Source organism: Pantoea latae (genome assembly GCF_002077695.1).
Taxonomy (GTDB): Bacteria; Pseudomonadota; Gammaproteobacteria; order Enterobacterales; family Enterobacteriaceae; genus Pantoea; species Pantoea latae.
In genome coordinates this window covers 191,785-213,979 of the sequence record NZ_MWUE01000033.1, presented here as the reverse complement: position 1 = coordinate 213,979, position 22,195 = coordinate 191,785, and the positions used below count along the sequence as shown (strand labels likewise).

Sequence of the window (22,195 nt, the reverse complement as noted above, 5' to 3'; positions counted from 1 at the left end):
CATGATGAACCTCGCGCTCTACCTGGACGCCGGTATTCACCAGGGCGGCTGGCGGCACCCTGAGGCCGTCTCCAGCGGCGGCAGCAACTGGCCGCTGTTTCGCCGCATCGCCCAGCAGGCGGAAGCGGCGAAGCTGGATATGATTTTTGTCGCCGATAAGCTGGCGATCGACGATATCTACGGCGGCGATCTGAGCGCCACGGTGCGCAGCCGTCCGCAGGGCTGGTCGGAGCCGCTGACGCTGCTCGCCGCGCTGGCGGCGGTGACCGACCGCATCGGGCTGGGCGGCACCGTCTCCTCCTCCTATTCGCTGCCCTATACCACCGCGCGCCAGCTGGCGAATATCGATCACCTGAGCGGCGGACGCGCGGCGTGGAACCTGGTGACCTCGGTCAGCGACGCCGAAGCGCGCAACTTTGGCCGCGACCGCCACTATTCACATGCTGAACGCTACGCGCGCGCCGCGGAGTTTATCCAGCTAATGAAAAATCTCTGGGACAGCTTTGACGATGACGCCATCGTGATGGATAAAGCCGGCGCCGAGTTCGCCAGGCCGGATGGCTTCCGCTACCTCAACCATCAGGGCGCCTTTTTCGATGTACGCGGGCCGCTCAATATTCCGCGCCCGCCGCAGGGCTACCCGGTGGTGATCCAGGCGGGCGTGTCGGACGCCTTTATCGACCTGGCGGCGCAGCACGCCGAAGTGTTGTTTGTGGTGCAGCCGGAGCAGCAGCGTGCGCAGCGCTTTTATCAAACGCTGAAAAGCAAAGCGCAGCAGTTCGGCCGCACGCCGGATCGACTGCGTATTTTGCCGGGCATCGTGCCGGTGCTGGCGGAGACGCACGCCGCGGCGCAGGAGAAAGATCGCTTTCTGAAGTCGCTGATCACCGCCGAGTCGGCGCTGAGCTTTATGTCCGCCAGCATGAACCACGATCTGGCGCAGTATCCGCTCGATGGACCTGCGCCCGATCTGCGCGAGGTCATTACCGGCAGCAAGGGGCGCTTCCAGTATGTGATCGCGCAGGCGCTGGAAGAGAAGCTGACGCTCGGAGAAATGGCGATCCGCTATGCCGAAAGCCTGTCGTTTCCATCGCCGGTCGGCACGCCGGATGAGGTTGCGGCGATGATGATCGACTGGTATCGCAGCGGCGCCTGCGACGGCTTCGTGGTGCTGCCCACCTATCTGGAAGCGAGCGGCAACCTGTTTCTTGATGAAGTGGTGCCGCGCCTGCAGCGCGCCGGGGTGTTCCGCACCGCCTACCCGCAAGGGACGCTGCGCGACACGCTGGGGCTGGCGCGCCCGGAAAACGGCCTGCGCTGAGATTTGAGTAGAAGTGTAAATCGGCTATCGTCGCCGTGCCTGACATGCTAAATAACCTTTTTTTACAAGGAGTGCGGCATGTCGGCTTATTTACTGGTTTCACTGATGGCGCTCTGCATTGCGCTGGGTTTTTTATTTATGGGCGTGAAGCGCCAGCAGAAAAATCTGCTGACGCGCGCGGGCGTTTACGCGGTGGTGGCGGTGGTGCTGCTGGTGCTTGGCCTGGTGCTGAACTAACCGAGCAGCCCGGCGTAAATCGCCCGCGTTTCCTCATCGAAGCAGACGATTTTCACCTCCTGCAGCGCCGGGTTGTCCGCCAGCGCGTCGCGGATCGCCTCTAGCGCGATTTCAGCCGCCTTTTTCTTTGGAAAGCGATAGATGCCGGTGCTGATGCTGGGAAAGGCGATGCTTTTGACATCGTGCTGCTGCGCCAGGCGAAAACAGCTCTGGTAGGCGCGCTTCAGCAGCTGCGCCTCGTTCTGACTGCCGCCGTTCCAGACCGGCCCGACGGTGTGGATCACATAGCGCGCGGGCAGGTTGCCGCCGGTGGTGATCACCGCGTCGCCGGTATGGCAGCCGCCCTGCCGGTTGCGGATCTGTTTGCACTCCTCCAGTATCGCCGGCCCGCCGGCGCGGTGAATAGCGCCATCGACCCCGCCGCCGCCGAGCAGCGAGCTGTTCGCCGCGTTGACGATGGCGTCAGCGTGGATGTGGGTGATGTCGCCAGTGACCAGCGTGATCTTCTCGTTCATTGCGCTCTCCTTTTTCTTTCAGCGTAGTTCAGCGCGACGCTTTCAGCTCCCAGGCTTAAATCCCGCTGTCAAAAGCGATCGAAACGGTAAGGCGCGGGATCGATAATCGGCCTGGCGGCCATCACCAGATCCGCCGCCAGCGCGCCCGCAGCGGGCGACGTGCCGAAGCCGTGGCCAGAAAAACCGGTCGCCAGCGTCAGCCCCGGCAGCGCCGCCACCGGGCCAATCACCGGGTTGGAATCGGGCGTCACGTCAATCGCCCCCGCCCAGGCCGCCTCAATCTCTGCGCGGGCGAAGGCGGGCCAGGCGGCGCGCAGGTTGCTCAACGCCTCCTGATTCAGGGCCGGGTTAACCGCCGGATCGAGCGTGCGCACCTGTTCAAAAGGAGAAGGCTGCTGACTGCTCCAGCGACGCGCCAGGCTAAAGTCCTGCATGGAGTAGCGGTTCAGTGTAATGCGCAGATTATCGCGCGCGGCGCGCAGCTGGCCACGATAGCGCAGGCCGATGCGCAAATGGTCGGTGGTCAGCGGCGCATCCAGCGCGCCGCGCTGGGTGACGATAAAACCGCCGTCGCGATGTCGACGAAACGAGAAATCGGGCGCGCCGACGGCGATGTCGGTCGGACCTGCCATCGGCCTGGTGCGCAGCACCGAGCATATTAACGGCAGCGTCGGCAGCGAAATGCCCAGGTTGCCGAGAAAGCGCCTCGACCATATTCCGCCGGCCAGCAAAACCTGATCGCAGCGAATTTCGCCCCGCTCCGTTACCACGCCGCTGACGCGGCCCGCCGAGGTGGTCAGGGAGCGCACCGCGCAGTGCTCGACGATTTGCGCTCCTTTGGCTATCGCCGCCTGGGCAATGGCGCTGGCGGCAAGCGACGGCTCGGCGCGCCCGTCAGAGGGCGTGAACAGGCCGCCTGCCCAGCGGCCCGCGCCGCCGGGCACGTTGCGCGCAATCTCCGCCGCGCTCAGCAGCCGCGAACCCAGCTCAAGATGCGCCACTGACGCCAGCCAGGCTTCATGCGCCGCCATCTGCGCGTCGCGGCGAGCGATAAACATAATGCCCGCCTGACGATAGCCCACATCCGCGCCGGTGCGCGCCGGCATCTCCGCCCAGAGGCGATCGGCCGCCAGCGCCAGCGGCACGTCTTCCGCCGCGCGGCTGGTTTTGCGCACCCAGCCGAGATTGCGTGAGGACTGTTCGCCCGCCAGTCGCCCTTTTTCCAGCACGACAACAGGGATACCGCGCTCCGCCAGCGTCAGCGCGGCGGTCAGCCCGACAATGCCGCCGCCGATAATTACTACGCGGGTTGCGGCAGGGATCTGAGTGCTGGTGCGCACCGGTTTGATAACTGGCGCCATGTTCGGTTTCTCCTGTTACACCGCGACGGTGATGCGTTCTGCCGCCACGCGCGACGCGCCGCGAAACGCCGTGACTTCGATCTCGACTTTATAAACCGCTGAACCCAGCGGCGGACAGGTCACCGTGGTGGCGGGATCGATGCCGGCAAACTTCTCACCGACAATCGTCATCACCGCCTCGGTGTCCGCCGGATGCTGGATAAAGACGCGCGAGAAAATGACGTCCGCCAGCGTCGCGTCGACCGCGCTCAGCGCGGATTCAATATTGGCGAAAACCTGCCGCGTCTGTTCGCCGATCCCTTCAGGGATGGTTTTGCTTACCGGATGTCGTCCCGCGGTATTAGAGAGATAAATCCAGTTATCTACCGCCACGATGCGGGAGTAGCTGCCCATCTCTTCAAACTTCGAGCCGGTTTTTACTTTTACAATGCGGGTCATCGATCTCTCCTTTGCTTAACGTAGTTCCGGCGTGTCCCACAGGTTTAATTTCACGCCGATGTTTTTCTCCAGCGCGTTGCGGTAGATCACCGTGCCCCACGCCACGTCTTCTACCGGCATGCCGCCCACCGACATAATGATGATCTCCTCGTCATTGCGGCGGCCAGGGGCGTCGCCCGCGACGATTTTGCCGATATCCTCCAGTTGCTCGGCCGCCAGCTTTCCCTCTGCCAGCATGTCCATAAAGCGCACCCCGATCACCGGAATGGTGTGGTGCGCCGGTTTCGGTGCCTCGTCATACCAGGCGTGATAGAGGCCGGTGTTGTCGAGCACCTTACGAATGTCGTCGCGCTCCATGCCCTCATCCAGGCTGCAGGCCGCTGGCATAGCGAGAAACGCTCCCGGCTTGACCCACTCGCGCTTTACCTGCGGATAGCGTGCGGGATCGCCCACTTCGCCGGAGCTGCAAAAGGTAACGATATCCGCCTCGCGCACCACCTCTTCCAGCGTGTCGACCACCTCGATAGTGGTGACCTGCGGATAGTTCGCCTTTATCCAGGCGATAAAGGTATCGAGGCTTTTCGCGCCGCGTCCCTTAATGCGCAGGGTGTCGATCAGCGGACAGACGGCGAGAAAGGCGGCGACGGCGGTTCTGCCCATAACGCCTGGCCCGAGCAGGCCAATCACGCGTGAATCTTTGCGCGCCAGATAACGCGCGCCGACACCCGGCACCGCGCCGGTGCGGTAGGCAGAGAGCAGGTTGGCGGACATATGCGCCAGCGGCGCGCCGGTGTCGGCGTCGTTAAGGGTGAACAGCAGTATCGAGCGCGGCAGCCCTTTGTCGCGGTTGGCGATATTTGAGCCGTACCACTTCACGCCAGCGGTGCGGAAATCGCCGCCGAGGTAGGCGGGCATCGCCATCAGCCGGCGATCGGCGGTGGGCTTCGGCATCGCCGGGAACGGCGAGTTCTCGGGAAAGGTGACCATCGCGCCGTGCGAGTCGTTGTTGGCGCCCGCCATGCGGTAGTCGCCGCGATAGAGCAGCGCAAACATCTGCTCCATGGTGTCGACGCAGGCAGGCATATCGGTCACGCCAGCCTGGATCATGTCCTGCTCCGAGAGATAGAGAAAATCGATGCGGGTTGATGAAGTCATTGTGCTGTTCCTCGCCGTACGTAAATGAAGGGAATGACGCTGGCAATATCAATAACCCGTCTTCCAGGCCGGCGTATTGAAGATTTACGACATGCAGTGGCATCGGGATTGCATAGCTGAGTGACAGCCCATTTCGAGGATTGCGCTATGCAACGGCTTCACTATCCTGAACAGCCCTGGTTTGTTCTCAGCGCGGCGCATCGCTACGCCTTAATGACCGCCGACGATCCGGCTATCTCCCATTTCTACAGTTTTGTTGTCTCGCCGCAGGCGGCATTAACCCTGGCGATCCCGGACGGCTGCGTCGATATCCTCTTCGACTGCGACGCCTCTCGCCCGCTGGCGCGGGTGTGCGGCACGCCTCTGCAGGCGCGCAGCGCCGAGATGAAGCCGGGCCATCGCTACTTCGGCGTGCGCTTCGCGCCGGGCGTGATCCCCGATTTTCTTGATTTGATGGCGGAAGAGCTGACCGATCATGAATTTAGCTTTCTCGACGTGGTGCCGAACGCGCGTCGGGCGTTTGAGGCGATTGTGCAGAGCCCTCATTTCTCCCGGCAGGTCGCCCTGTTCAACCAGAGCTTTATGCCGCGGCTGACGCGACGCTGTTCGTCGATCACCTCGCTGATTTTGCAGACCATCTTTCAGCAGCGCGGCAACCTGCGCGTGGGCGCGCTGGAGGCGGTGACCGGCTTTACCTGCCGCACCATTCAGCGACAGTTCCGCCAGGATACCGGCCTGACGCCCAAGGCGTTTTGCCGCATCATCCGCTGTCAGTCGGCGCTCAACAGGCTGCACGCGCCGCACGCCGTGTCGTTTCTCGATCTGGCGTACGATCTCGGCTTCAGCGATCAGTCGCACTTCCTGCGCGAGTTTAAAACCCTGGTCAGCACCACGCCGCTGGAGTATCAGCGGCGCATGGCGCAGGAAGCCTATCAGGCGCGTCTGCACTACGCGGCGATCGGCGAGCCGCGCCTTTCCGCCTGAGCACTAAAAACGTGCAGCGGCTGCACTCCTGCCCTGTCGCATTTTTTCTATCCGGCCCGCTGGTCTCAGGAAATGATGCCAGCTCTGCGACATTCACTAAGGGGTGGTTATGAGCGATGCGGGCGGGTTAGGCAAAAACAGGCTGGGACTCTTTTCTCTGGTGTTTTTTGTGGTGGCGGCGGCCTCGCCGTTAACCGGCGTCGTCGGCGGGCTGCCGGTGGCGATCCTCTCTGGCAACGGCGGCGGCATTCCGGTGATCTATCTCTTCGCCTGTCTGATACTGATGCTGTTCTCGGTGGGCTTTATCGCCATGAGCCGCTACGTCAGCAATGCAGGCGCGTTTTATAGCTATATTGCCCAGGGGCTGGGAGAGCGCTGGGGCGCGGCCGCGTCGGTGCTGGCGCTGGTCTCCTATTTCTCTATTCAGCTGGCGGTCACCGCCATGCTGGGCTTTTTCACGCAGCAGTTTCTCGCCCAGCATCTCGGCGCGCAGCTGCCCTGGTGGGCACTAAGCATGCTTTTTCTGCTGGTGGCCTGGGCGCTCGGCATTAAGCGGGTCGAAGTGGGCGGCAAACTGCTTGGGGTGCTGATGCTGGCCGAAGTGGCGATCGTGCTGCTGACGGACGTGATGCTGCTGGTGAAAAAAAGCGGGCCGCTAAGCTTCGCCTCTTTCGAGCCTGCCGTGTTTCTGCATGGCAACCTCGGCGTCGCCTTTATCTTTACCATCGCCGCCTTTATCGGCTTCGAATCCACGGCCATCTATGCAGAGGAGTGCCGCGACGCGCGCAAAACCGTGCCGCGCGCCACGCTCTGCGCGCTGCTGCTGATTACGCTGTTTTTCTGTTTTACCAGCTGGGCACTGGTGCAGGCCTACGGCTTTGACCAGCTGATCGGCGAGGTTGGCCGGGACCCGGGCAACTTTATCTTTATGATCACGCGCCAGTATGTCGGCCAGTGGGCGGTAGAGGTAATGTCGCTGCTGCTGATCACCAGCCTGTTTGCGGCGGCGATGGCGTTTCACAACAATATTTCGCGCTATCTGTTCAGCATCGCGCGCGACGGGCTGATCTGGCAGGAGCTGTGTAAAACCCATCCCACTAACGGCACGCCGCATAAGGCCAGCCACCTGCACAGCGTGATTTCGCTACTGCTGATCGCCGGCCTGGGCAGCGCGGGCGTCGATCCCATCGTGCATATTTTCGCCTTCGGCTCGGCGATTGCGACCCTCGCCATCCTGCTGTTGCAAACAGGGGTATCCGCGTCGGTGGTGATCTTTTTCCGTCGCCGACCGGAATGCGGGGAAAAAGCCTGGCAGGTATTGTGGGCGCCGCTGCTGGCGATGGCCGCCATGTCGGTCACCCTGGTGATGATGATTGACAACCTACAGGTGCTGAGCGGCAGCGACTCCACGCTGGTGCGCTATATTCCCTGGCTGCTTGTCGCCTGCGGCGGCGCTGGCTATGTGCTCTCCCTGCGCCGCCGCGTGCCGATCAGCGGGTGAGCGTGGTGCCCGGCAGCGAGTAGCGCGACATCGGCGCAATCTGGCCGATCAGCTTGTTGTCCAGCATATAGCGCGCGAAGGCCTGATAGCGCGCCTCGTCAAAGCGGCCAGCGTCGCTGGCGAAAAGCGGCAGCGTCGCCAGCCAGGCCTGATGGTTAAGCGGTGTGTTCAGCTCGGGCCAGGCCTGGGTAAAAGCCTTCCACATCGCTTCCGGATGCGCGCGCAAATAGGCGACGCCGTCGTTCAGGCCGCGCAAAAAAGGAGCGATGCGCGGATCCTGCGCGGCCGTGTCACTTTTCGCCAGCAGGATCAGTTCGTCATAGGCGGGCACGCCGTGCTCTTCCGGTTTAAAGGTCACCGGCTCCGCACCCTGCTGCCTCAGCTCCAGCAGCTCGTAGTTGCGATAGATCGTCATCGCGCCGTCTATTTTATGACTGAGCAGCGCTGAGGCGGCGTCCATATTCAGGTTAATCAGTTTCACCTTGCTGACGTCGACACCGGCCGATTTCAGCATGGTCTGGATGGCGACATCCTCAAAACCGGGAATGGCGTAGCCCAGCGTTTTGCCCGCAAAATCTTTCAGCGTATGAATATTCTCTGTTTTCAGCGCGGTAAGGGTATTGAGCGGCTGGTCGATCAGCGTCCCGACGCGCATCACCGGCACCGCTTTATCCACCAGCGTATAGAGCTGCGGCTGGTAGCCCACGGCGAGATCGGCCTTGCCCGCCGCCAGCAGCAGCGGCACCGAGGCGGAGTCCGCCGGCGCGATCATCTCCACCTCCAGCCCCTGGCGCGCAAACGCACCGCTCTGCTGGGCGGCGAAGATCGCCGCATGGTTGGGATTGACGAACCAGTCCAGCAGCAGGCGCACCTTCTGCGCCGCCTGGGCGGGCGCCATCGCCGCCATCAACAGCACGGCCAGCATCAGCATCACTTTTTTCACGATTGTTCCTTAAGCAGAGTAGAGAAAACGGCGGCGCAGCAGCGCGACACCGCCTGAAAGCGACAGCGCCAGCAGCATGAGCAGCGCCAGCGCGGCGAAACTGAGCGGCGTTTCCAGCCGCGCGCTGGCGTGCATCATCAGATAGCCAAGTCCTTCGCTGGCGCCGACCCATTCGCCGATCACCACGCCGACCGGCGCAAGGATCGCCGCCATCTGCAGGCCGGAGAAAAAGTGCGGCAGCGCGGCGGGCCAGCGCACATGCAGAAAGTGACGCAGCCGCGACCGGCTCAGGGTGTGTGCCAGCTCCAGCCAGCCGGGCGGCGTGCGGCACAGGCCGTCGAACAGCGACAGGCAGAGCGGGAAAAAGATAATCAGCGCCGCGACCGTGACTTTCGAGGCGACGCCGAAGCCGAGCCACAGCACCAGCAGCGGCGCCAGGGCGAATACCGGAATAGTCTGGCTGGCGGTCACCAGCGGAAAGAGCAAGCGCCGCAGCAGCGGGCTGGCGGACATCAGGATCGCCAGCGCAACGCCGGCGCCGCCGCCCAGCAGCAGCGCCAGCACAATCTCGCCGAGGGTATAGATCGCGTGATGCGCCAGCAGCGCGCGCTGCTGCCACAGCGCGGCGCCAACCGCCTGCGGCGCGGGCAGCAGAAACGCGGGCACGCCGCTGTGGCGCGCCAGCTGCCACGCGCCGCCGATCAGCGTCAGCAAGTAGGCCAGGCTTAAAAATCGATGTTTAATCACAGGTGAGCCGCTCAAAAAGCTGGCTCTGCGCCTGCAATACTGCGCCATCCTGCGCGGGGCGCGGCGTGTCGCCGTCGGGCGCGGGAAAAGGGCGGCAGCGCAGCGGCGCGTCGTCCAGCAGGTAGATATCATGCGCCAGGCGGCACGCCTCCAGCGGGTCGTGCGTCACCAGCAGCAGCGTTTTGTCGCGCAGTAGCCTGGCGGTCAGGCTTTGCAGCCGCAGCCGGGTCATCACGTCCAGCGCCGCGAAGGGCTCGTCCATCAGTACCACCGGACGATCCTGATAGAGGGTGCGCGCCAGCGCGACGCGCTGGCGCATGCCGCCGGAGAGCGCATCCGGGCGCGCGTCGCCCAGCCCCTCCAGTGCCACCTGCGCCAGCAGCGTCTCGGCGCGCTTTTTGTCGGGGCGCGCGCCGTTAAGCCGCGCGCTGAGCGTGACGTTGTCGCGCACCGACAGCCAAGGATAGAGGTCATCGCGCTGCCCCATCCAGGCGATCTGCTGCGCCAGTTCGCCCGACAGCGAGCTGGTGATGCGCCCCTGCTGCGGCGTTAACAGCCCCGCCGCCAGCCGCAGCAGCGTGCTTTTACCTGCCCCGCTGCGGCCCAGCAGCGCGCTGGTTTTGCCGCCGCGCAGCCGCAGGCTGAAGCGCTGGCAGATCGCCTTGCCGTCCCAGCCAAAGGTAACGTCCTCAAAAAGAATGTCGGGCGCCGGCGGGCTCATGGCTGATTCGCCGCAATGATCGCCAGCGGGCCGATGCCGCGCTGCGCCAGCGTGGCGGCCGCCTTCGCCGCGCGAATGCCGCTGGCGCAGACCAGCACCACGCGCCGACCGGCGGGCGGCTGCCAGGCGTCAACGGCCTCTGGCAGCAGACGCTCAACCTGCGCCGCCACGCTGCGCGGCGCCTCTTCCAGGCTGCGCAGCTCGACGACACAGTCGTCCGCCTGCAGCAGCGCACGGTTGATAAAGGGGATCGCGGGCTGCGTCGGCTCCTGCGCGTCATCAAAGCGAAACGCGCGGAAGTGCCACTGACTGAAGTCGCAGTTCACCAGGCTGCCCAGCGGCGAGGGCGTCAGCCCCAGCAGCGCGCTAAGCGCCATCTGCGCCTGCATCGCGCCGAGCGTCGCCACGGCCGGCCCCATCACGCCCGCGCTGTTGCAGTTGGCTGCCGTTGCAGGCAGGCGCGGAAACAGCGCGCGATAGCTCGGCGCGCTGCCGCAAAAGCCGCCGACGTAGCCCTGCCGCCCGAGCGCCGAGGCGCTGATCAGCGGCAGGCTGCGCGCCTGGCAGGCGTCGGACAGGATATAGGTCACGGCGAAGCTGTCCGCCGCGTCGATCGCCAGATCGATATCCGCCAGCGCCGCCGCCACCGTGCTGGCGCGCAGCGCCTGCTGTTGTGCCTCCGTGACGCAGTCGCGGTTGCGTTCGCCCAGCGCGCGCGCGGCGCACAGCGCTTTCGGCTGGCCGACATCCTCTTCGGTATAGAGCGTCTGACGATGCAGGTTGTGCAGTTCGACCACATCCGCATCCCAGATGCGCAGAAAGCCGACGCCGGCGCCCGCCAGCAGCGGCAGCAGAGTCGATCCCAGCCCGCCCGCGCCAACCACCAGCACGCGCGCGTCGCGCAGCCGCTGCTGGCCCGCTTCGCCGATTTCCGGCAGCATCTGCTGCCGCTGATAACGATTCATCATCGCGCCCCGTTAGCTGAACCGCGCCAGACCAAACACCGGCGTCGAGGCGGCGGCCATTTCGCGCCGCTCCATCAACCCCGCCTGATGCGCCTGATGTCCCGCGCGGATCGCCCCGGCGAAGGCGCACGCCATCGCCGCCGGATCCTCTGCTTTCGCCACGGCGGTGTTGAGCAAAATGGCGTCGAAGCCCAGCTCCATCGCCAGCGCCGCCTGGCTCGGCGCGCCGATGCCGGCGTCGATCACCAGCGGCACGCCTTTGAACCAGGCGCGCATGCTGCGCAGCCCGTCGATATTGCGCAGTCCCTGACCGGAGCCGATGGGCGCGCCCCAGGGCATCAGCACTTCGCAGCCCGCTTCCAGCAGCTTTTCGCCGACGATCGGATCTTCCGTGGTATAGGGGAAGACCTGAAAACCGTCCGCGCAGAGAATGCGCGCCGCTTCCACCAGCGCGAAAGGATCGGGCTGCAGCGTGTCGGCGTTGCCGATCACCTCTAGCTTGATCCAGCGGGTGTCGAAGAGTTCGCGTGCCATATACGCCGTGGTGACCGCCTCTTTCACGCTGTGGCAGCCCGCCGTGTTGGGCAGCACGCGCCGGTTAAGCTGGCTGAGCAGCTCGCGAAACGCGCCGCCCTGGCTGCCTTCGCGCCGCAGGCTGACGGTGATAATCTCCGCGTCCGCCGCAACAATCGCCTGTTGCAGAATGTCGGGCGACGGATAGCCGGCGGTGCCGAGTAAAAAGCGCGAACGGGGAACGAAGCCGTAGAACATGGTTCAGCCTCCCTGCATCGGCGACAGCACTTCCAGCCGACAGCCCGCTTCCAGCGGCTGGCTCTCATAGCGCGAGCGCGGTAAAAACTGGCCGTTGAAGGCGCTGGCGACGCAGGCGGCGTCGATCTGCCGCTCCTGCAGCAGCGCCGCTACGTTCGCCGCCTCGGTCTCCACGAGCTGGCCGTTGAGTTCAATTTGCATGCGTTACCTCCTGACTGAGCCGTTGCATAAGCTGCTGCGCCATCGCAGGCGCGAGTAAAAAACCGTGACGATACATGCCGTTCAGAGAGAAGACGCCATCGCGATAGCGCACTTCAGGCACGTTATGCGAGTAGGCGGGACGCCGGCCGGTGCCGCTCTCCACAATGCGCGCCTCGGCCAGCGCCGGATGGATGGTCCAGGCGGCGCTGAGCAGCTCCATCATGGCGCGGGCGCTGATCGCACTGGCGTCGTCGCTCTCCACCATAGTGGCGCCAAGCATAAAATGTCCGTCCGCACGCGGCACCAGATAGCAGGGAAAGCGCGGATGCAGCAGGCGAATCGGGCGGGAGAAGTGGAGTTCGTCGCACTGCAGGATCAGCATTTCGCCGCGCACCGCGCGCAGATCCGGCTGGCGCGCGGCGGCATGAATGGCGCGACAGTCGATCAGGGTGCCGCGCGGTTTGCCGGTGTGAAACGGCACGCCGCGCGCTTCAAGGGTGGCGCGCAGCTGCTGCAGCGCGTCGCGCGGGTTGAGGTGCGCCTCGCCGGGGAAAAACAGGCCGCGCGCAAAGCGGCCGGCCAGCTCCGGCTCCAGCAGCGCGGGATCGCGCCACTGATGTTCGCGCGTCATGCGGGCGAAGCGCGTCAGCTCTGCGCCGTCGCGCGGCGCAGCGACCACCAGCGTGCCCTGCTGCGCCACGCCGTCGACCCGTTGCGACCACCACTCTGCGGCGCGCTGTCCCAGTTCGACCACCTGTTCAGGGGCGCTTTCGCCTTCGCAGAACGGCGCGAGCATGCCGCCCGCCCAGTGTGACGCAGGCGTCTCGTCGCTGAGGATCACCTCTGGCGTTTCGCCCTGCTCAGTGAGCAGCGTGGCGACGCATAGCCCGGCGACACCGCCGCCAAGCACCGACCAGCGGCTCATGACGCGCACCTGATAAGCAAAGCTGTAGGAAAAAGATAATGATTCACGCTGGCCTCGACGTTGAGGACCCGTGATACATGAAGGGAAAAAGCGTGAGCAGAGGGATCGGCTCGCGCGGCAGGCATCTCAAAGGGGGCAAAAAACCATGAGATACGAGTCTTCCTACGCCAGTATCAACTGGGTCAGGTTCAAAGGGTCGCTAAACCGCGCGCTGCGCTATTAGCCTCTCAGTCTCTCTGGCGAGACTCCCCTGACGGCCATTAGTTGTAGGGCAACTGCCTGGTCGGCGTCAAGTGCGACGTGTTAATCAGGCGTTAAATCAGCGGTGGCGTTACCGGTGGTCAACGCCACCGAAGCGGCCTGACGTCGCTGCCGCCGCTCGCTTAACACCGAGTAAATACCGGCGAACGCCACCAGACTGGCGCCGATCAGGGTGACTTTTTCGGGAAACGTGCCGAGAAAGATCACACCGATGATCACTGACCAGAGTAGCGAGCTGTAATCGAAAGGCGCCAGCAGCGACGCGTCGGCGTAGCGCATGCTGAGCGTCAGTAAAATTTGCGTCAGCCCGCCGAACAGGCCGCAGCCCAGCAGCAGCAGCAGCTGTTCGCCCTGCGGCAGACGCCAGCCGAACGGCAGCGTCAGCAGCGACGTGGCGCCTGTCATCGCGGTAAACCAGAAGGCGATAGCGCCAGGTTTCTCTTTGCCGCTGAGATAGCGGATCTGGATCAGCGCGCCCGCGGTGCAGAGCGCGGAGAGCAGCGCCAGCAGGACGCCAACCGACGAAGCCAGGCTCGCCACCGTTAGCCTGGGCGGCCCGCTCAGCGACAGGTGGCCGGAGAGCATTACCATGATGCCCGCAAAGCCCGCCATCACCGATAGCCAGCGGTTAAGACGCACCTTTTCGCGCAGCACCACAGCCGCCAGCAGCACGGTAAACAGCGGCGCAGCGTAGTTGATGGCGGTGGCGTCGGTGAGGCTGATGTACATCAGCGACAGATAGCTGAGGTACATGCTGCAGGTACCCGCCAGCCCGCGGCCGATATGGCCCTTGACGTTGCGCGTTTTGATCCCCTGCGCGATGCCGCCCTGGCATTTCAGCCATATCAGCAGCGGCATTACGCCCACCAGCGAACGAAAGAAAATCACCTCACCAACCGGCAGCGCGCCGTCCAGACCCTTTACGCAGGCGAGCATCAGCGTAGAGCTGAGCGTCGCCATCACTTTTAATGAAATTCCTGTCGACGCGCTCACGTCGCGCTCCTCTTTTCGCCATTGTCAGCAGAGGTTCAGGGTAACGCAGCTGCGCCTGACAGGTGGCGGTAAAGCCCGGGCCAGACGGCGTTTTCTGCCATTCTGAGGCGGACGCGCAGCATGAATGCACCATCTTTTGTTACATTTTGCCCGTCGCGCGGTCGGCGGCATTTATTTGCGGGTTGGCTTACTGCCATGACGCGGTTATTTATCCGCCGGGCTTTGCCTTTATTTTCTTTCACCCCCGGCGGGCGTCTGACAAAAAAAGACCCAGCGCTTATTGATATTCTGGTATTACCTTCGCACAGGATAAAATCAATAAGCCACTGTAATAACATGGTTTCGCTTAATCCCCTATTCACCTTGCCAGGGTAAAGCTTAAGTGATAACCGGCCACATAAATCGCTTAGTAAACCATCACTTAAACCGCGCTGATAAAAATAACGCCCGCTGGCGCCATCCCTTTCAGAAAGGCGACTTATTATTAATGCTGTCCCCTAAACAGGTGAGTTTAATTACCGTCTGGCTAAATCGAATGTGACAAACTTCACATATGTGCCAGGCTTATTGTTATCCGAAAACGATGTGCAAGGAGCTAAGCATGACTAATCAAAACGACAAAACACTCGTCCCGGCTGAATATCCGAAACCGTCATTCCCGGAGCAGAAACAACCTGTTCCCGGTCTTGCCAGTAAAATGGATCCGGTTCCGGATCACGGGGAAACGTCCTATCGCGGCACCGGCCGTCTGACCGGTCGTAAAGCGCTGATCACCGGTGGCGATTCCGGCATTGGTCGTGCCGTGGCCATCGCCTACGCTCGTGAAGGCGCCGACGTAGCGATTAACTATCTGCCAGAGGAAGAGTCGGACGCGGCCGAAGTGATCCAGCTGATCGAAGCGGAAGGCCGTAAAGCGGTCGCGATCCCAGGTGATATTCGCGATGAAGCGTTTTGCCAGTCGCTGGTAAAACAGGCGGTTGAGAAGCTGGGCGGACTGGATATTCTGGTGAACAATGCCGGTCGCCAGCAGTTCAACGAATCGATCCGTACCCTCTCGACCGAAGATTTTGACGCGACGTTTAAAACCAACGTCTACGCCATGTTCTGGATCACCAAAGCGGCGGTAGATTATCTGCCGCGCGGCGCCTCCATTATTAACACTTCGTCGGTGCAGGCCTATAAGCCGAGCGAAATTCTGCTCGACTACGCGCAGACCAAAGCAGCCATCGTCGCCTTTACCAAGGCGCTGGCGCAGCAGCTGGGCGAAGAAGGTATCCGCGTAAACGCCGTTGCACCGGGCCCATACTGGACGCCGCTGCAGGTGTGCGGTGGTCAGCCGCAGGAAAAAGTGAAAGAGTTCGGCGCCAGCGCGCCGCTGGGCCGTCCTGGCCAGCCGGTGGAAATCGCGCCGCTCTACGTGACCCTCGCCTCGGTCGAAAGCAGCTACACCTCTGGTCAGGTGTGGTGCTCCGACGGCGGCACCGGCACGCTGTAACGCCCTGCTCTCCCCCACAACTGGCCGCCCTGTGCGGCCAGTTTTTTCGTCTGTAGATAATGCGTTTCAGACAAGGATGCTTCTGATGAAAAACGGTGATTACGCCTCGCCTGTGCGCGAGGAGGGTTTTGCTGGCCTCGGCGACTACGCAGCGATTGGCGAAGGACGCTCCGTGGCGTTGATTGCCCCCGACGGCGCCATCGACTGGTGGTGCGCGCCCAATCTCGACTCCCCGCCGCTGTTCGATCGTCTGCTCGATCCCGGTATCGGCGGCTTTTTCGCGCTGACGCCGGTTCAGCCCTATCGCATGCAGCGACGCTATCGCGAAGAGAGCAACGTGCTGGAAACCTGCTTCACCACCGAAGACGGGGAAGTGCGCCTGACGGAGTCCCTGAACAGCACGCTGGCGGGACGTCTGCCCTGGAGCGAACTGGCGCGTCGCGTCGAAGGCGTACGCGGCAGCATGACGCTGAAACTGCATCTGCGCTTCGGCACCGTGGCGGAAACGCGTTCACCCTGGATGGGCAACACCACACAGGGCAACGTCTTTCATATCGGCGATATTATGGCGATGCTGCGCACCAGCGACGACGTGAAAATTACCCATATGGATGATGAAGAGGTGATCGCTGAAGTCACCACCCAACAGGACTCCCGTTCGCTGGTGGCGCTGCTGATCACCCAGCGCGAGCCGCTGGCGGTGCCGGATCTGGACGCGATCGACACTCGTATCGAAACCAGTCATGTCGCCTGGCAAGACTGGTGCAACAGCCTGAGCTACGAAGGCGAATACAAAGTCCACGTTAAACGATCGGCCCTGTCGCTGAAGTTTCTCTGGTACTCCCCGACCGGTGCGCTGGCCGCGGCGGCCACCACCTCGCTGCCGGAAGGCATTGGCGGCGAAAAAAATTATGACTACCGCTACGCATGGGTGCGCGACGCCTGTCTGATCATCAAGTCTTTCGTCTATCTCGGCGCGCTGGAAGATTGCAAAGCGGCATTTTCCTGGCTGTCGCAAACCATCTTGCGCCACGGCGTCGAGCTGCGCACCTGCTATACCCTGGAAGGCGACATCGTGCCGCCGGAGCGCTATCCGTCGCTGCGCGGCTATAAGGATTCGCAGCCGGTGCGCGTGGGTAATAACGCGCGCGATCAGCGCCAGCTCAGCATGTATGGCGATATGCTCGCCACCGCGCAGCTGTTTATTGAGGCGGGCCACGTGCTGGATCTCGGCACCTCGCGCCTGCTGGGACAGCTGGCGAACCACTGCGCCGATCGCTGGCGGCTGAAAGATTCCGGCATCTGGGAGCTGCCCGACGAGCAGCACTATACCCACTCGAAAATGGCCTGCTGGCTGGCGCTGGATCGCGCGGTCGCGATGGCAAAAGCGCGTCATATTGAGCCCACCTGGATGGATCGCTGGGAGCGAGAGCGCGACCGCATCAGCGAGTGGGTCGAACAGCACTGCTGGTCGGAGAGCAAGCAGGCCTATCTTTTCTATGTTGGCAGCGACGATCGGCTCGACGCCTCGCTGGCGCTGGTGCACCACTACGGCAATGCGGTGAACCCGGCGCGCATGCGCCTGACCTACGAGGCGATCCAGCGCGAGCTGGGACACGGGCGCGCAATGCTCTATCGCTACAGCGGCGTCGAGCAGGAAGAGAGCACCTTTATCGCCTGTTCGTTCTGGCTGGTAGAAGCCTGGGCCTCCATGGGCGATATCGACAAAGCGCGGGCCTGCATGGAAGAGATTCTGGAAACGCTGTGCGACCAGGGCAACGTTGAGATTTTCAATGAGATGTTTGACGTCCGCACCAGCGAGTGGCGCGGCAACCTGCCGCAGGGTCTAAGCCACCTGGCTTTGATCTGCGCCGCCCAGGCGATGACCTGTCATCAACACAATCAGAAAACCAAAGGAGAAGCATGATGGCGATCAGAGGTATTGAGCATATCGGTATTACCGTCAGCAATATTGAGCAGGCGGAAACCTTTTTTATTAAGGCGCTCGATGCGTCGGTGCTGTATCGCATTGTGCCCTGGCAGGATAGCGAGCAGCGCATCGGCGGCGAGAGTATGCGCCCGGTGAATGGCTTTCCGCCGCAGCTGAGCGTGGTTGGCCTGTCGATGCTGCGCCTCGGCAACGGCTGCAACGTCGAGCTGTTTCAGCTCGATCCCGGCATCGCCGACGATCTGGCGAACATCGGCCAGCCCGGCGTTAATCACTTTTCGCTTTACGTAGACGACATTCAGGCAACGGCGGAGAAGCTAAAGGCGCACGGTGCCCGCTTCTATGACGGTCCTAATGACTGCTTCGCGCAGGAAGCGGGCGCCGGCAATCAGACCTGGTTCTGCCTGACGCCGTTTGGCGTGCTGATCGAGCTGATTACCCTGCCCTCTGCGCTGCAGTATGACAGCGAGGCCTCCGCGCCGCGCTGGCTGCCCGCGGAATAATCGCGTCGCCCCGCTTGCGCAACAGGCCAGGGCTTCTAGTCTTTAAAAGGTAAGACGCGCACAGCTTTCTTTTTCTGCTGTGTTGTTTTCAACTGATGAAGAGGAACCATAATGGCTCAACATCGAGGCGGATCGGGTAACTTTGCTGAAAATCGTGAAAGAGCGGCAGAAGCAGGCCGCAAAGGCGGACAGCACAGCGGCGGCAATTTCAAAAACGATCGTGAAAAAGCGTCCGAAGCGGGTAAAAAAGGCGGCCAGAACAGCCGTCGCGGCTCTTAGCCCGCCTGCTGGATCGCCAGGCGGCTGCCAGACATCGCATCAGGATAAGCCAGCCGCCAATAGCAGCGCCGTCTCTTTGCACGGCGCTGTTTTTTTCTTTTCTCAGCTGCTAAAACCTCGCATTAACCCCTACATTCCAGCTTAGCTGCCTGGCCTCGCGGTCACCGCCCACGGCGGAGACGCCGGCAAAGGCATTCACCCTTTCGCCCAGCGGCACGTTAGCGCCAACGGCAGCCTCCAGCCAGTTACTGTCACGCGCACTCGTGGTGCGGCTAAAGGCGGTTTGCGTCGATTTCAGCCCGGCGGTCACGGTGGAATCGGTGTCGCCGAACTGATGGTTGTAGCTCACCTGCGCCCAGGGGTTGACCGGCCACTGATGGGCGTCAATGCGCCAGCCGATGGCGCCGATTTGCGAGTGTTGCGTTTGATCGCCATAGCGCATCGAGGTGCTGCTGTTGCCCTGCTCGCGGTAGCCGCCGACCCGACCATAGTCGAGCGCATAGCTGGCGACCGGTCCGGTAGTGAGATGCTCGCCCAGCGGCAGATCCCAGCCGGTCTGCACGCGCAGGCCAAGCAGCTTGCCGCCGCTGTTGCCCTGTTCGGTACGGGTTGCGGGACCGATTTTTATCTCACGCTGAATAGCGTCGAAATCGAGATCGGCGTAGTGAAGATCGGCGTTGATCCAGGCGTGTTCGCCCAGCTCGAGCTGGCTGTAGGCCGCCACCATATTGCCGCGCAGACGATAGTCGTAGCGCGATGAAGGCGCCTGCCGCTGGTTGGTGGTGGAGAAAAGCAGGCCGGTTTGCCAGCTGTCGGTCAGCTGGTAGCCCAGCCCCAGGGTAAAGCTCTCCGTGGTGGCGTCGCCGTTGTAGAACGCATCGCCTTTGGCGTCCACATGCTGTCCGGCATAGCCGCCAAATACCGACAGCTGACCGGCACGCCCTTCCTGATGTCGCTGCTGCTGCAGATGTCCATCCAGCGTGTTCTGCATATCGCGCGCCATGCTGAGCGGCGCCTGCGATAGCGCGGCAACCTGCAGGGGCGCATCGAGAATCGACTGGATATAGTCCGCCATCATGGCGTGCACGGCAGGGCTCGGGTGCAGACGATCGGCGAACAGATAGCTTTGCTCGCTGGAAAAGCCCGCCGTGGTAGAGGCGCACGCGTCCGCTGAGGTGCCGACCGGACAGGCCATGCCGATAGTATTGGTCAGCCCATAGCGCGCTGGATCGACGATCACCTCGTTAAACAAACCGGCGATATCGACGCGAACGATATTGCCTTTCAGCGCCGCCAGTCCGTTCTCTTCCTGCTGATTGTAGCCTGCGGTCAAGGCGGAAACCTGGGTGCTGAGCGCCTGCCAGGCGCGATAGAGCTGCGCCGCCAGCGCATCGCGCACCGCAGGCACGGTGGAAACCTGCGCCGCCGCCTGCACAAAGGCGTTCTGCACCGCCTGCTGGCGTGACGCGGCGTCGGGCGTCGCGGCGCCGTCAAGCGACTGAAAGGCGGCGGCCATCGCGGCGTCAGAGGCGGGACCCAGCGCCCGCAGAACGGTTAAGATCATATAGGGCGTTTCGCCCAGCTGCGGCGTGGTCGGTACGATAACCGCGCCCGCGCCAGCATCCAGCAGCGTTTTTACCTGATCCGTTGCCGCCGCCGCGCTGGTATTGAGGGTATCGACCGCCGTCAGCGGATTCGTCACGGCAACCGCAACGTCGTTCGCTCCGACCCAGTGGATATAGAGCCCGTCGCTGTCGGCCCGTCCGCCGGTCGAGCGCAGATAGGCGGCAAGCTGATCCTGGGTATTGAGGTCAGGATCGAGACGCGGCCGGGAGACCGCGCCGCCCTGCGCGTAGTTGCTGCCGCCCAGCGACGATCGCTCTAAATCCTGCCCCAGCTGTGCGGCGAGGATTTCATCATAAAGAGGATGACGACCGCCATCCCAGGTATAGCGTCCTATATTTCCGCTGTCGCTCAGGCTGTCGCCGAACACGGTGAGGCTGTCCCACGCCAGCGACGGTAGCGGCGTCAGTAAAGCGCCGAGAGCAGTAAAGGCCGCAAAAGAACGCGCGTTCTGGAAGGTTTTCATCATCGACTCCGACAAAGGAAGTAAACGGCTGCGGCATGCGCAGCCAGAAACGTGCGCATCGCGGATGCGAACGTAAAGAAAATGTTAACAAGGACGTTTAAAAAACTAGTCAGAGACGCGCGCGGTCGCCACTCTTTTTGCAAGATTTTCACAGGCGAAGCGGCAGATAAGCGCTTGTTGTGCCAGCTATCCTTGCCGGCACGCTTTTTCAGGCGGGCTGGATCTGATAAACCCAGGCGGTGAGCTGGTCGCCCTGGTCAGTGTTCACTGTAACCGGCACGCGGTCATAGCCTGCTTCAAATTCATCCAGCATCGGCCAGTGTTGCCCCAGGCTGCTGGACTGAAAAACGAAGCCATGCACCGGCGCGCCCTGCGCATCCAGCTGGATGGCCGGGAAACCCAGCGCCGCGCCCCAGCCCGATTCGTGCAGCACGCCCTTTACCCAGCCGGCCAGCCACTCGCCACCGATTGTTTCCAGAATATGGGCGTTCGATCGCCCCGGACATAAGGTGCCATAGACAAACAGCTTTTCCATTCTCTTCCCCGTGCAAAAAACAAACTCCCGACTTTACCGATGCCGCGGCGCGATGTCATGTGCTGCGTCAGCCTGCGCCGCCTGACGACGGCTGTGCAGCGCAAATATCGCTATCGCCAGCCCGGCGACCCCGGCAGCGCCGACAAAGCGGCCGCTGATATCGCCCGGCAGCGCCAGCATCAGCGAAGACAAAAATTGACCGGAGAAGATCGCAACAGAGAGCGCCGCCAGATTGCGCCCGCGCGCGCGCTCTTCGCTTAAATCCACCGTGAGATGGTTGACCGTGGGAATGGAGAGCCCAAAACCGATGCCCAGCAGCACGCCGCCGAGAATAAAAATCGGCAGCGTGATGGCAAACGCGAAGATCAGATGCGCGCATAAATAGCAGCAGAAGGCAGCGATCAGCGTCCGCCATGCGCCCAGCGCGGCGATAACTTCCGGCATCACCGCCGCAGCGACCACTGCAATCAGCGATATAAACGAAAGGAAATAGCCGGTTTCTGCCGGGCCGATCTGCTGCTGGGAAAAAAATTGCGGGATCAGGATAACGGCGGTGAAGAAGCTGATCATCGAGAGCAGCGCGGCCAGCCGCACCGGGCGCAGCGGCGCGGCCTTGCTCCGGGTGTTTTGCGCCTTCTCTTGTGGTGGCGTCTGCAACGGGCGCGGCACCCAGCGCCACAGCATCAGCAACAACAGCCAGGCGACCAGATAGAGCGCAAAGGGCCAGCGCCAGCTTAGCGTAGTCAGCACGCCGCCGATAAACAGAAAAATCACGCCGCCCAGCTCGATCGACATCCCCTGCCGCGCGATCATCTTTAATCGCGCCTCGCCCTGATAAAAGGTGGAGAGCAGGCTGGTGCCCGCCGCCATCACCAGCGCCGTCGCGCCGCCCAGCAGCAGTCGGTTCAGTATCAGCGCGGGCATGCCGTGCAGAAACACGCCGCTGCTGCCCAGCAAGCCGTAGAGAAACAATCCCCAGCTGAGGCTTCGCCAGGCGCCGAAGCGATCGATCGTTCTGCCCGCCAGCGCGCCGAACAGCACCACGCCCAGCGACGGCAGCGTAATCAGCCAGCTGGCGCCCTGGCTGACGCCCAGCGCCGGTGCGATGGTTTCTAAACCCGGCACCAGAACACAGCCGACCATAATGGTAAGACAGGCAACGCCCAGCAGCGTCGCTGCTCCTGCCGTTGATAACTCCCGCACGCTACACCTCTTAATTATCCGTATAATGGACAGATAATCCGATATATGGATGAATTTTGCAAAGCGTTCATAGCGGAGCGGCAGCCATCGCTTGCGGCAAACAT

General features: G+C 62.7%; 24 protein-coding genes and 1 riboswitch. Of the genes, 8 read left to right on the top strand and 16 right to left on the bottom strand.

From position 1 onward, the window contains the following. Position 1 precedes the first annotated feature (1 nt). Positions 2–1,321 carry an NtaA/DmoA family FMN-dependent monooxygenase gene (locus tag B2J69_RS20855; RefSeq protein WP_081141953.1) on the top strand — a complete coding sequence of 440 codons (1,320 nt, stop codon included), beginning with the start codon at positions 2–4 and terminating at the stop codon, positions 1,319–1,321. A 78-nt stretch (positions 1,322–1,399) separates the two neighbouring features. Next, positions 1,400–1,558, top strand: coding sequence for a hypothetical protein (locus B2J69_RS24135; RefSeq protein WP_158083448.1), 159 nt, complete (start codon positions 1,400–1,402; stop codon positions 1,556–1,558). Here B2J69_RS24135 and B2J69_RS20850 read toward each other — a convergent pair. The 4 genes from B2J69_RS20850 to B2J69_RS20835 form a co-directional block, all read right to left on the bottom strand. After that, complete coding sequence (locus tag B2J69_RS20850) at positions 1,555–2,073, bottom strand: O-acetyl-ADP-ribose deacetylase (RefSeq protein ID WP_081141951.1); 519 nt, start codon at positions 2,071–2,073, stop codon at positions 1,555–1,557. The two genes, B2J69_RS24135 and B2J69_RS20850, sit on opposite strands and share 4 nt — an antisense overlap. 68 nt (positions 2,074–2,141) lie before the next feature. Next, positions 2,142–3,434: an NAD(P)/FAD-dependent oxidoreductase gene (locus B2J69_RS20845; protein ID WP_081141949.1), complete on the bottom strand. Its 1,293-nt coding sequence runs from the start codon at positions 3,432–3,434 to the stop codon at positions 2,142–2,144. 15 nt (positions 3,435–3,449) lie between these two features. Then, the gene (locus B2J69_RS20840; protein WP_081141947.1) at positions 3,450–3,872 is read right to left on the bottom strand and encodes a Rid family hydrolase; all 423 of its coding nucleotides are present in this window, start codon (positions 3,870–3,872) and stop codon (positions 3,450–3,452) included. Between the two features lie 15 nt (positions 3,873–3,887). Next, positions 3,888–5,027, bottom strand: a complete 1,140-nt coding sequence (locus B2J69_RS20835) for a tyramine oxidase subunit B (protein WP_081141945.1) — start codon at positions 5,025–5,027, stop codon at positions 3,888–3,890. 147 nt (positions 5,028–5,174) lie between these two features. On the opposite strand from B2J69_RS20835, the gene B2J69_RS20830 reads away from it, so the two are divergent. Beyond that, the gene (locus B2J69_RS20830) at positions 5,175–6,011 is read left to right on the top strand and encodes an AraC family transcriptional regulator (RefSeq protein ID WP_081141943.1); all 837 of its coding nucleotides are present in this window, start codon (positions 5,175–5,177) and stop codon (positions 6,009–6,011) included. A 109-nt stretch (positions 6,012–6,120) separates the two neighbouring features. Beyond that, positions 6,121–7,512 (top strand): APC family permease, encoded by a 1,392-nt coding sequence (locus B2J69_RS20825; RefSeq protein WP_081141941.1) that lies wholly within the window; start codon positions 6,121–6,123, stop codon positions 7,510–7,512. Here B2J69_RS20825 and B2J69_RS20820 read toward each other — a convergent pair. The 9 genes from B2J69_RS20820 to B2J69_RS23970 form a co-directional block, all read right to left on the bottom strand. Continuing rightward, entirely contained in the window at positions 7,502–8,455 is a 954-nt protein-coding gene (locus tag B2J69_RS20820) for an ABC transporter substrate-binding protein (protein ID WP_236722759.1), read from the bottom strand. The two genes, B2J69_RS20825 and B2J69_RS20820, sit on opposite strands and share 11 nt — an antisense overlap. Before the next feature lie 9 nt (positions 8,456–8,464). After that, complete coding sequence (locus B2J69_RS20815; RefSeq protein WP_407944763.1) at positions 8,465–9,199, bottom strand: ABC transporter permease; 735 nt, start codon at positions 9,197–9,199, stop codon at positions 8,465–8,467. After that, positions 9,195–9,923 (bottom strand): ABC transporter ATP-binding protein, encoded by a 729-nt coding sequence (locus B2J69_RS20810; protein WP_081141937.1) that lies wholly within the window; start codon positions 9,921–9,923, stop codon positions 9,195–9,197. Before B2J69_RS20810 ends, B2J69_RS20815 begins: the two co-directional genes overlap by 5 nt. After that, a complete protein-coding gene (locus B2J69_RS20805) occupies positions 9,920–10,888 on the bottom strand; it encodes a HesA/MoeB/ThiF family protein (RefSeq protein ID WP_081142250.1) in 969 nt (322 codons plus the stop codon). The genes B2J69_RS20810 and B2J69_RS20805 overlap by 4 nt, the downstream gene beginning before the upstream one ends. A 12-nt stretch (positions 10,889–10,900) precedes the next feature. Beyond that, positions 10,901–11,659 carry a thiazole synthase gene (locus tag B2J69_RS20800; RefSeq protein ID WP_081141935.1) on the bottom strand — a complete coding sequence of 253 codons (759 nt, stop codon included), beginning with the start codon at positions 11,657–11,659 and terminating at the stop codon, positions 10,901–10,903. A 3-nt stretch (positions 11,660–11,662) separates the two neighbouring features. After that, a complete protein-coding gene (gene thiS / locus B2J69_RS20795; RefSeq protein ID WP_081141933.1) occupies positions 11,663–11,860 on the bottom strand; it encodes a sulfur carrier protein ThiS in 198 nt (65 codons plus the stop codon). Continuing rightward, the gene (locus B2J69_RS20790) at positions 11,850–12,785 is read right to left on the bottom strand and encodes an FAD-dependent oxidoreductase (protein ID WP_081141931.1); all 936 of its coding nucleotides are present in this window, start codon (positions 12,783–12,785) and stop codon (positions 11,850–11,852) included. The genes thiS and B2J69_RS20790 overlap by 11 nt, the downstream gene beginning before the upstream one ends. A gap of 142 nt (positions 12,786–12,927) precedes the next feature. Next, a riboswitch (TPP riboswitch) is annotated at positions 12,928–13,047 on the bottom strand. Between the two features lie 41 nt (positions 13,048–13,088). Next, a complete protein-coding gene (locus tag B2J69_RS20785; RefSeq protein WP_081141929.1) occupies positions 13,089–14,039 on the bottom strand; it encodes a DMT family transporter in 951 nt (316 codons plus the stop codon). Positions 14,040–14,074: 35 nt separating this feature from the next. Further along, positions 14,075–14,377 carry a hypothetical protein gene (locus B2J69_RS23970; protein ID WP_143806323.1) on the bottom strand — a complete coding sequence of 101 codons (303 nt, stop codon included), beginning with the start codon at positions 14,375–14,377 and terminating at the stop codon, positions 14,075–14,077. 263 nt (positions 14,378–14,640) lie between these two features. On the opposite strand from B2J69_RS23970, the gene B2J69_RS20780 reads away from it, so the two are divergent. The 4 genes from B2J69_RS20780 (at position 14,641) to B2J69_RS20765 (ending at position 18,264) form a co-directional block, all read left to right on the top strand. Beyond that, entirely contained in the window at positions 14,641–15,534 is an 894-nt protein-coding gene (locus tag B2J69_RS20780) for an SDR family oxidoreductase (RefSeq protein WP_081141927.1), read from the top strand. Positions 15,535–15,619: 85 nt separating this feature from the next. Then, complete coding sequence (locus B2J69_RS20775; protein WP_081141925.1) at positions 15,620–17,461, top strand: glycoside hydrolase family 15 protein; 1,842 nt, start codon at positions 15,620–15,622, stop codon at positions 17,459–17,461. Continuing rightward, positions 17,458–17,985, top strand: coding sequence for a VOC family protein (locus B2J69_RS20770; protein WP_236722757.1), 528 nt, complete (start codon positions 17,458–17,460; stop codon positions 17,983–17,985). Before B2J69_RS20775 ends, B2J69_RS20770 begins: the two co-directional genes overlap by 4 nt. A 111-nt stretch (positions 17,986–18,096) precedes the next feature. Beyond that, positions 18,097–18,264: a con-10 family general stress protein gene (locus B2J69_RS20765; RefSeq protein WP_081141921.1), complete on the top strand. Its 168-nt coding sequence runs from the start codon at positions 18,097–18,099 to the stop codon at positions 18,262–18,264. 109 nt (positions 18,265–18,373) lie between these two features. Here B2J69_RS20765 and B2J69_RS20760 read toward each other — a convergent pair whose 3' ends face one another. The 3 genes from B2J69_RS20760 to B2J69_RS20750 all read right to left on the bottom strand — a co-directional run bounded on the left by B2J69_RS20760 (position 18,374) and on the right by B2J69_RS20750 (position 22,091). Further along, entirely contained in the window at positions 18,374–20,356 is a 1,983-nt protein-coding gene (locus B2J69_RS20760) for an autotransporter outer membrane beta-barrel domain-containing protein (RefSeq protein WP_407944759.1), read from the bottom strand. Positions 20,357–20,561: 205 nt separating this feature from the next. Continuing rightward, a complete protein-coding gene (locus B2J69_RS20755) occupies positions 20,562–20,888 on the bottom strand; it encodes a gamma-glutamylcyclotransferase family protein (RefSeq protein WP_081141919.1) in 327 nt (108 codons plus the stop codon). Positions 20,889–20,921: 33 nt separating this feature from the next. Further along, positions 20,922–22,091 carry an MFS transporter gene (locus B2J69_RS20750; protein ID WP_081141917.1) on the bottom strand — a complete coding sequence of 390 codons (1,170 nt, stop codon included), beginning with the start codon at positions 22,089–22,091 and terminating at the stop codon, positions 20,922–20,924. Between the last annotated feature and the right edge of the window lie 104 nt (positions 22,092–22,195).